The following is a 9267-nucleotide window of genomic DNA, read 5'->3' as shown; positions in this document are numbered from 1 at the left end:
GGCCGGGAGGACGTGGGAGGGGAAGGAGTAGCAGCCGAGCATGGCCAGGGGGTCGTCGGCGCGGGGGCCCACGACCGCGATGCGGATGTCCGGCGCCAGCGGCAGGACCCCGTCCGGGTTGTCGAGGAGGACCACCGACTCCTCGGCAAGGCGGCGGGCCAGGGCGCGGTTCGCCGCCGAGTCGAGGTCGATCCGGTCGACGGTGGCCGGCTCCGGGGCCCAGTCCTCGTCCAGCAGGCCCAGCTCGCACTTCTGGAGCAGGACGCGCTCGGCGGCGCGGTCGACGAGGGACTCGGGGATGTCGCCCGCGCGGACCGCCTCCACGAGCGGCTCGCCGTAGCAGCGCAGGGTGGGGAGTTCGACGTCGATGCCGGCGGCCAGGGCCGCGTGCCCCGCCTCCGCACGGTTTCCGGCCACCCGGTGGTTGGTCTCCAGGAAGCCGACGCCGAAGTAGTCGGAGACGACCGTGCCGGTGAAGCCCCAGTCGTCGCGCAGGAGTTCGGTGAGCAGCCCCGGGTCCGCCGAGACCGGGACGCCGTCCGTCTCCGTGTAGGCCGCCATCACCGAGCGGGCGCCGCCCTCGCGCAGGGCCATCTCGAAGGGCGGCAGGGTGACGTCCGCGAACTCCCGTACCCCGGCCCGTACGGGCGCGTGGTTGCGGGCGCCGACGGACGCCGCGTACCCGGCGAAGTGCTTGAGCGTGGTCACGATCCCGGCCGACTCCAGGCCGCGTACGTAGGCCGTGCCGACCGTGCCCACCAGGTACGGGTCCTCGCCGATCGTCTCCTCGACCCGGCCCCAGCGCGGGTCGCGGACCACGTCCAGCACGGGGGACAGGCCCTGGTGGATGCCGACGGAGGCCAGGTCGCGGCCGATGTGCCGGGCCATCTCCTCCACCAGCGGGGGGTCGAAGGTCGCGCCCCAGGCCAGGGGGACCGGGTAGGCGGTCGCGCGCCAGGCGGTGAACCCGGCCAGACACTCCTCGTGGGCGACGGCCGGGATGCCGAAGCGGCCCGCGGCCATGATGCGGCGCTGGGCGCGGGCCAGCGCCCGCGCGCCCAGCGCGGGGTCGACGGGGGCCGTGCCGAAGGCGCGGGTGAGCTGGCCGAGGCCCCGGGTGATCAGCTCGTCGAAGGCGAACGACTCCGACATGCCCTGCTCGTCCGGGGCGATGTCCTCACCGGTCGAGTCGCTCTTCACCCACACGCCGTACAGCTGCGCGGCCTTCTCCTCCAGGGTCATGCGGGAGAGCAGGTCCGCGACCCGGGCCGCTGCGGGCAGGGCCGGGTCTCGCCAGGGGGCGGTCATGGAACTCCTTCAGGGATTGGCGAGTTTCGGAAGATCGCGGGTGCCGGAACCGGTGGGTCACTTGCCGCCCACGCCCATCAGCCCGCCCACCAGCGCCCGTCGCGCCACCAGGTAGACGGCGAAGATCGGGATGCCGGAGAGGACGACCGAGGCGAGCAGGGCGGGGATGTTCACGCCGAACTGGCTGACGTAGTTGAACAGTCCGAGAGTGAGGACCCGGGGACCGTCGGACTGGGTGAAGATCAGCGGGAAGAGGAAGCCGTTCCAGGCCTGCAGCGCCGAGAAGATGACGACCGTGCTGATGCCGCCCTTGGCGAGCGGGATCGTCAGCTGGAAGAGCATCCGGAGCGGGGAGGCCCCGTCCAGGGCCATCGCCTCGTACAGGTCCTCGGAGACGTCCCGGAGGGTGCCCACCAGGACCAGGACCGAGACCGGCATCGCGAAGGCCGCCGTCGGGAGGATGACGGCCAGGAGGGTGTCGTAGAGATCGAGCTTGGCGATGAGCAGATACAACGGCACGACCACCGCCTGCGCCGGGATCGCCACGCCCAGGAGGAACAGGCGGAAGGCCGCGTTCGACCAGCGGTCGCGGGTGCGGACGGCCGCGTACGCGAGCGGGATGGACAGCGCCAGGACGATGCCCACGACCGACACCGCGACGATCGCCGTGTTGCTCAGGAGATGACCGAATCCGCTGGTCAGTACGGTGTTGTAGTTGTCGAGGGTGGGGTCCGTCGGCGGCTTGAGCGGGTTGCCCGTCAGGGCCTTGTCCGCCCCCGTGAGAGACGCCGACAGCATCGCGTAGATCGGGATCAGGACGATGACCAGCCAGACGAACGCGCCCAGGCCCGCCACCGGGTTGGCCCGCCGCGTCCAGTGCCTGCGGCGGCGGGGGGAGTGCGTCACCGGGCTTCCGTCCGGCTGCCGGGTCCTGGTCGGGCGCGCCAGTGTGTCGTGTGACATCCGTGCCGTCACATCCCTTCGCGGGTGCTGCGCATGGCGCCGAAGCCGGTCAGCCGGACCAGGACGAGGGAGAGGCCCGTCGCGGCGATGACCAGGAAGGACGCGATGGCGCTGGCGTAGCCGAAGTCGTACGTCTTGAAGCCCGCCTCGTACATCAGGTACGGCAGGATCGCGGTGTCCGTGCCGGGGCCGCCCTTGGTGAGGATCAGGACCGTCTCGAAGTACGTCAGCGAGCCGACGACCATCAGGACCGTGGACGTGGTGATCGTGTGGCGCAGCTGCGGGAGCGTGATCGAGAAGAACTGGCGGTAGCGGCCGGCGCCGTCGATGGCCGCCGCCTGGTAGAGGACCTCGGGGATCTGGCGGGCCCCGCCCTGGTAGATCAGGGTGTGGAAGGGGATGAACTGCCAGCCGCCGACGAACACGATCGCGAGGAACGCGCCGCTCTGCGAGCCGAGGGTGTCCTTCTGGATGATGCCGAAGTTCGGGTCGAGGAGGGCGTAGAACAGGATCGCGATGGCGGTGGAGGAGAGCAGGAACGGGACGAAGAAGACCGCCGAGAGGATCGCGCGGTTGCGCTGCCGGCCCGCCGCCCAGACGCCGAGGAGGAGGGCGACGACCGTCTGGAAGACCCAGCTGGCGACCGTCAGGACGACGGTCAGCCACAGGGACTGCGTCATCCGGGGGTCGTCGAGGAGCTTCTTCCAGTTGTCGAGGCCCACGGGCCGGGGGTCGCCGAGGCCGTCCCAGCTGGTGAAGGAGAGGTAGAGGGCCAGCGCCATCGGGACTACGGCGAAGAAGGTGAAGAAGAGGACGCCGGGGAGGGCCCAGGCGGCGTGCGGGCGGCCGGTGCGGGCGGTGCGGCCCGCACGGGCCGCCTGTCCTTTCCGTGCCGCCGGGGTCTTCTCGACCGTGACGGTCACTTCAGCCCCTTGCAGGCCGTCACGAAGTCGCTCGGCGAGGACTGGCCCGCGAACAGCTTGCCTATCTCCGTGTGCATCTTGGTGCCGAGGCCGTCGCCGAGCGCCTGGTCCCAGGAGAGCGTGAAGGCCGGGGCCTTCTGCACCATGTCGTACTGGAACTTCGCGTACTCGGGGTTGGGGGAGGAGGCGAGCAGCTCGGCCGCGTTCGAGGTGGTCGGCACGTCGCCGTTGTCGATGAGCGCCTGCGCGTACTCCTTCGACGCGCAGTCCCTGAGGAAGCCGACCGCGAGGTCCTTGTTCTTCGTACGGGCGTTGATCGACCAGTAGTTGGTGGGGTTGCCGACGACGTTGCGGACGTCGCCCGTGCCGCCCTCGACGGTCGGGAAGGCGGCCCAGCCCAGGTTGCTCTTGGCGAAGTCCGGGAACTTGCCGAGCTGCGTGGAGTACTCCCAGGAGCCCATCAGGTGCATGGCCGCCTTGCCGCGCGCGAAGACCGCGGGGGCGCCGCCGTTGACGTACGACACCGAGGTGAACTTGGAGCCGAAGGCGCCGTCGTCGATGAGCTCCTTGACCAGCTCGGCGGCCTTGAGGACGGCCGGGTCGCCCCAGCCCTCCGCGTCGCCGTCCTGGATGCGCTTGAAGACCTCGGGGCCGCCGATCCGGTCGACCAGGTACTCCAGCCACATCAGCTCGGGCCAGACGTCGGAGCCGCCGAGCGCGAAGGGGGTGATCTTCACCTTCTTCAACTTGGCGTTGACGTCGAGGAGTTGGTCCCAGGTGGTGGGCGGCTGGAGCTTGTGCTCGGCGAAGACGGACTTGTTGTAGAAGAGGATCACCGGCTGCATCCCGCGCATCGGGATGCCGTAGTGGCGGCCGCCCAGGTCGCCGGCCGCGAGGACCGAGGGCAGGAAGCCGGCCTTGAGGACCGGGTCGCCCTCGATGATGTCGGTGAGGTCGACGAGCTTGTCCGCCTCCTCGTACGGCTTGATCGAGCCGCCGCCCCAGTTGAAGAAGATGTCCGGCGCGCTCGGGGAGCCCATGGCCGTGCGGAGCTTGGGGGAGTAGTCGGAGCCGGGGACCTTCTGGAGCTTGATCGTGCCGCCGGCCTTCTTCGCCGCGGCCGACTTGTTGAACCGGTCCACGCCCGCCTGCTGGACCTTCACCGCGTCGTCGCCGTACACGAACGCGGTGAGCGTCTTGCCGTCCCCGCCGCCCGAGCCGCCGCCGGAGCCACAGCCGGTGAGACCGGCGCCGAGCCCGGCGGTGAGCAGCGAGGCGGACCCCGCGCCGAGGAACCAGCGCCTGCTGAACGGCCGGCCGCCCGTGCCGCCTCCGGTGGACCCGCCCACGCCGCTTCCGGCGGACCCGCCTGCGGTCGCCCCGGTGGACCGGCCTCTGCTCGACTCCATGACAGCACCCTTCGCGAATGTCCGGACGTGCGAATGTTTCGGATGGCACTTCGAATGTTCCGGGAACCTAAGGCCGTCGAAAGGGTTCGTCAAGGGGTGGCGCAGGGATACGATCCCGCACATGAAGCCCGCGAAGCCCGAGGAAATCCAGACAAGAGGGCGTGCGTCGCACTCCACGCAGACCGCCACGCTCGCCGAGATCGCCCGCCAGGCCGGCGTTTCGGCTCCGACTGTTTCGAAGGTGCTCAACGGCCGCGCGGACGTCGCGCCCGCGACCCGCACCCGCGTCGAGGACCTGCTGCGCGAGTACGGCTACCGCCGCCGACGCGCCGAGGCCACCCGGTCCCCCCTCATCGACCTGGTCTTCCACGAGCTGGAGAGCGCCTGGGCCATGGAGGTCATCCGGGGCGTGGAGAACATCGCGCGCTCGGAGGGCCTGAGCGTCGTCCTCTCCGAGAGCGCGGGACGGCTCACCCCGGGCCGCACCTGGGCCGACCAGGTCGCCGCGCGCCGCCCGCACGGCGTCGTGCTCGTCCTGTCGGGGCTGGACGAGTCCCAGCGCGCCCTGCTCACCAGCCGCTCCATCCCGTTCGTGGTGATGGACCCGGCGGGCGACCCCGGCGACGACGTGCCCTCGATCGGCGCCACCAACTGGCAGGGCGGCCTGGCCGCCACCCGCCACCTCGTCGAACTCGGCCACCGGCGGATCGGCGCCATCAGCGGACCCTCGCGGATGATCTGCAGCCGCGCCCGGGTCGACGGCTACCGGGCCGCCCTGGAGACCGCCGGGCTGCCGGTCGCCGCCGACCTGATCAAGGCCGGGGACTTCCATCACGAGACGGGCTACCGGCTGGGGCTGGATCTGCTGCGCCGCCCCGACCGCCCGACCGCCGTCTTCGCCGGCAACGACCTCCAGGCCCTCGGCCTCTACGAGGCGGCCCGCGAACTGGGCCTGCGCATCCCGGAGGACCTCAGCGTCGTCGGCTTCGACGACCTGCCGGTGGCCCGCTGGGTGGGGCCCCCGCTGACGACCGTGCGCCAGCCGCTGATGGAGATGGCCGAGGCGGCGGCTCGCCTGGTGCTGGATCTGGGGCGCCAGGACGGGGGCCCCGCGGCGGCGACGAGGGTGGAACTGGCGACGAGCCTGGTGGTGCGCAGCAGCACGGGGGTGCCGCCCCTGCAGCCCTGAAAGGGCGGCGGAGCGCCTTTCAGAGGCGCCGGCGCGGGGCTGTGTCGAGGTGCGGCTCTGCCGCGTGGGCGCGACGAGCTCCGACGGCGCGACAGCCGTCCGAGCGACGAGCCCCGACGGCGCGACAGCCGTCCGCCGTCCTTGCTCGGCGGACGCGTGTCCGGAAGTTGATGTATTGACGGCCGAGGCAAACCGCCTCACACTCCTCCGAAGCCAATCGGTTGCACAACCGAAACTTTCGGAGGCACCCCCCATGAGATCTCTGAGAACCGGCTTGTCGCTCACCTCGCTGCTCACCGCCCTCGCCGCCCTGCTCCTCGCCGCCCCCTCCGCCCACGCCGCCGACCCGCCCCTGCGTGACCTCGCCACCGCCAAGAACAAGGCGATCGGCACCGCCGTGACCGGCTCGAAACTCACCGGCACCTACGGCGAGATCGCGGGCCGCGAGTTCAACTGGCTCACCCCCGGCAACGCCATGAAGTGGGGCTCGGTCGAACCCACCCGGGGCAACTACAACTGGACCGAGGCCGACCAGATCGTCGACTTCGCCGAGGCCCACAACCAGGACGTACGCGGCCACACCCTCGTCTGGCACAGCCAGAACCCCAGCTGGCTCGACAACGGCACCTGGACACCCGCACAGCTCAGCCAGCTGATGAACGACCACATCGCCCTCGAAGTCGGCCGCTACAAGGGCCGCCTGGCCGCCTGGGACGTGGTCAACGAGCCGTTCAACGAGGACGGCACCTACCGCCGAACCCTCTGGTACAACGGCCTCGGCGCCGACTACATCGCCCAGGCCCTGACCGCCGCCCGCGCGGCCGACCCGGCCGCCAAGCTGTACATCAACGACTACAACGTCGAGGGCGTCAACGCGAAGAGCACGGCCCTCTACAACCTGGTCCGGGACCTCAAGACACGCGGCGTCCCCATCGACGGGGTCGGCCTCCAGGCCCACCTGATCCTCGGTCAGGTCCCCTCCACGCTCCAGCAGAACATCCAGCGCTTCGCCGACCTCGGCGTGGACGTCGCCATCACCGAGCTCGACATCCGTATGCAACTTCCGGCCACAGCGGCCAAGCTGGCGCAACAGCGCACCGAGTACGACGCCGTGGTGAAGGCCTGCGTCGCCGTGACCCGCTGCACCGGCGTCACGGTCTGGGGCTTCACCGACTCCGACTCCTGGATCCCGGACACGTTCCCCGGCGAGGGCGCGGCGACCCCGTACGACGAGAACTACGCGCCGAAACCGGCGTACCACGGCATCGCGACCGGTCTCGGCGGGACGGGCACGACACCCCCGCCGTCCACGAACGGCTGTGCGGCCTCGTACAGCGTCGCGAACCAGTGGAACACCGGCTTCACCGGCAATGTGACCATCAGCTGCGCCGCCGGATCCTCCCTCCCCTCCTGGCGGGTCGCCTGGACGTTCGGGGCGGGGCAGCAGGTCGGCCAGGCCTGGAACGCGAACTGCGCACAGACCGGCACGGCGGTCAGCTGCTCCAACGCCTCCTGGAACGGGAGCGTGCCGAGCGGGGGTTCGGTGACCTTCGGCTTCAACGGCACCTGGAGCGGGAGTAATCCGGTACCGACGGTGACGCTGGGCTGAGAGTGCCTGCCGATGCCTGCCGATGCCTGCCGATGACTGCAGAGGGCTGAGAAGTCTGAGAATTTCCGAAGGAAAGGCCGCATGAGGTTCTGCCCGTAACAATTCGGACGTAAGTTCCTGTGCGTGAATGGTGAAGAAAGCGCGTTCGGGGGCGGCAGCGGAGACCCGGGTGGACGGCGGCGCCGACTGAAGATCGCCGGGTTTCTGCTCGCCGGGGTCCTCGTGGTCGGCGCGGGCGGGGCGGGTTGGGCGTTCTGGCGGCTGAACGACAACATCCAGAGCGTCGACATCGACGCCGCCCTCGGGGACAACCGCCCCGCGAAGGTCCGCTCCTCCCCGGATCCGTCCTCCCCGGATCCGTCCGCGTCGGATCCGGCCGCGTCGAATCCGTCCGCGTCGAATCCGGCCGCGTCGGCCACCGCCGAGGCCCTGCCGAGCGGCGCCCTGAACATCCTCGTCCTCGGCTCCGACTCCCGCAGCGGCAAGGAGAACGCGAAGCTCGGAGGCGGCGACGAGGGGGCGGGGGCCCGCTCGGACACGGCGATGGTCGTCCACATCGACGAGGGGCGCACCGGGGCGACGGTCGTCAGCATCCCCCGCGACACCCTCGTCACCCGGCCGTCCTGCCCGCTGGAGTCGGGCGGTTCGACGGCGGTGGCGTACAACGTGATGTTCAACAGCGCGTACGCGGTCGGCGGCCCGGTCTGTGCGGTGAAGACCGTCGAGTCGATGACGGACGTCCGCATGGACCACTACATCGAGATCGACTTCTCCGGCTTCGCCAAGCTCGTCGACGCCCTCGGCGGCGTCATGGTCACCACGGACGAGGACATCGACGACGAGGACAGCCATCTGAGCCTGCGGGCCGGCACCCACCACCTCGACGGCGAGCAGGCCCTCGCCCTCGCCCGCACCCGGCACGGCATCGGCGACGGCAGCGACCTCGGTCGCATCGGCCTCCAGCAGAAACTGGTCAAGGCCCTCCTGGACCAGATCTCCTCGACCGACCTCCTGACCAACCCCGCCCAGCTCTACCGGGCCGCCGACGCGATCACCGGCAGCCTGACGACGGACACCGGCCTGGACTCCCTCACCGAACTGACGAGGCTGGGCGAGAGCGTGAGGGGCCTGTCCTCCGCCGGCACGAGGACCGTGATGATGCCGGTGGTCACGGCCCCGTACGACCGCAACCGGGTGGTGGCGGACGAGCCGGAGGCGGGTCGGCTGTGGGAGTCGCTGAGGTAGCGGTGAAAAAGTTTCTCCGGAAAATCCGGCGGCCGTGTCGATCCGGGGTGCGGCCGTTCGACGCATGGGTGAGAGTCGGGGACAGGCCCCGCCCGCCGATGCCGTAGGAGTCACCATGCCGCGCTATCTGTCACTGGTTCAGATCGACGAGAAGACCGCCCCCGCCGAGGGTCCCAGCCCCGAGCTGATGGAGCGGATGGGGGAGCTGCTGGAGGAGATCACCAAGGCGGGGGTCATGCTCGACACCGCCGGGCTGACGCCGACCGCGCAGGGCGCGCGGGTGCACTGGGAGGGCGGGAAGATCTCCGTCACGGACGGACCGTTCACCGAGTCCAAGGAGGTCGTCGGCGGCTACGCGCTGATGCAGTGCAAGGACATGGCCGAGGCGATCGAGTGGACCAAGCGCTTCCTGAAGGTGCACGAGGAGCACTGGACGGTGACGTGCGAGGTGCGGGAGATCATGGAGGGCTGAGCCCGCCGGGCGAGGCCGCTTCTCGGACGCCGGGGACGTCGTGTCTGATGGTGGGCTGTGACCCCACAGCCCACCACGCCCATGCCCACGCCAAAGGACCCGAACGCGAACCCTGGCACTTATACACATCTGACGCTTCCAACCAATAG

Annotated in this window: 8 protein-coding genes; 4 read left to right on the top strand and 4 right to left on the bottom strand. The window is 70.5% G+C overall.

What is annotated here, in order from left to right; genetic code table 11:
• From P1P70_RS34475 to P1P70_RS34460, 4 genes are all read right to left on the bottom strand, one after another.
• The coding region (locus tag P1P70_RS34475) for a glycoside hydrolase family 3 protein (RefSeq protein ID WP_319244870.1) at positions 1–1308 on the bottom strand (1308 nt) is incomplete at its 3' end.
• A gap of 57 nt (positions 1309–1365) precedes the next feature.
• Positions 1366–2271 (bottom strand): carbohydrate ABC transporter permease, encoded by a 906-nt coding sequence (locus P1P70_RS34470; protein ID WP_319244868.1) that lies wholly within the window; start codon positions 2269–2271, stop codon positions 1366–1368.
• Between the two features lie 8 nt (positions 2272–2279).
• On the bottom strand, positions 2280–3194 hold the full coding sequence (locus P1P70_RS34465; RefSeq protein WP_319244866.1) for a sugar ABC transporter permease: 915 nt from the start codon (positions 3192–3194) through the stop codon (positions 2280–2282).
• Positions 3191–4603 carry an ABC transporter substrate-binding protein gene (locus tag P1P70_RS34460; RefSeq protein ID WP_319244864.1) on the bottom strand — a complete coding sequence of 471 codons (1413 nt, stop codon included), beginning with the start codon at positions 4601–4603 and terminating at the stop codon, positions 3191–3193. The genes P1P70_RS34465 and P1P70_RS34460 overlap by 4 nt, the downstream gene beginning before the upstream one ends.
• Before the next feature lie 121 nt (positions 4604–4724).
• Here P1P70_RS34460 and P1P70_RS34455 point away from each other — a divergent pair, with 121 nt between their 5' ends.
• From P1P70_RS34455 to P1P70_RS34440, 4 genes are all read left to right on the top strand, one after another.
• Complete coding sequence (locus P1P70_RS34455; protein ID WP_319244862.1) at positions 4725–5792, top strand: LacI family DNA-binding transcriptional regulator; 1068 nt, start codon at positions 4725–4727, stop codon at positions 5790–5792.
• Between the two features lie 253 nt (positions 5793–6045).
• Complete coding sequence (locus P1P70_RS34450) at positions 6046–7401, top strand: endo-1,4-beta-xylanase (protein WP_319244860.1); 1356 nt, start codon at positions 6046–6048, stop codon at positions 7399–7401.
• A 117-nt stretch (positions 7402–7518) separates the two neighbouring features.
• Positions 7519–8646: an LCP family protein gene (locus tag P1P70_RS34445; protein WP_413471614.1), complete on the top strand. Its 1128-nt coding sequence runs from the start codon at positions 7519–7521 to the stop codon at positions 8644–8646.
• A gap of 115 nt (positions 8647–8761) precedes the next feature.
• Positions 8762–9118, top strand: coding sequence for a YciI family protein (locus tag P1P70_RS34440; protein ID WP_319244856.1), 357 nt, complete (start codon positions 8762–8764; stop codon positions 9116–9118).
• The last annotated feature ends 149 nt before the right edge of the window (positions 9119–9267 follow it).

It is taken from the genome of Streptomyces sp. MB09-02B (assembly GCF_033794485.1).
Taxonomy (GTDB): Bacteria; Actinomycetota; Actinomycetes; order Streptomycetales; family Streptomycetaceae; genus Streptomyces.
This window is presented reverse-complemented; position numbering and strand designations above follow the sequence as displayed.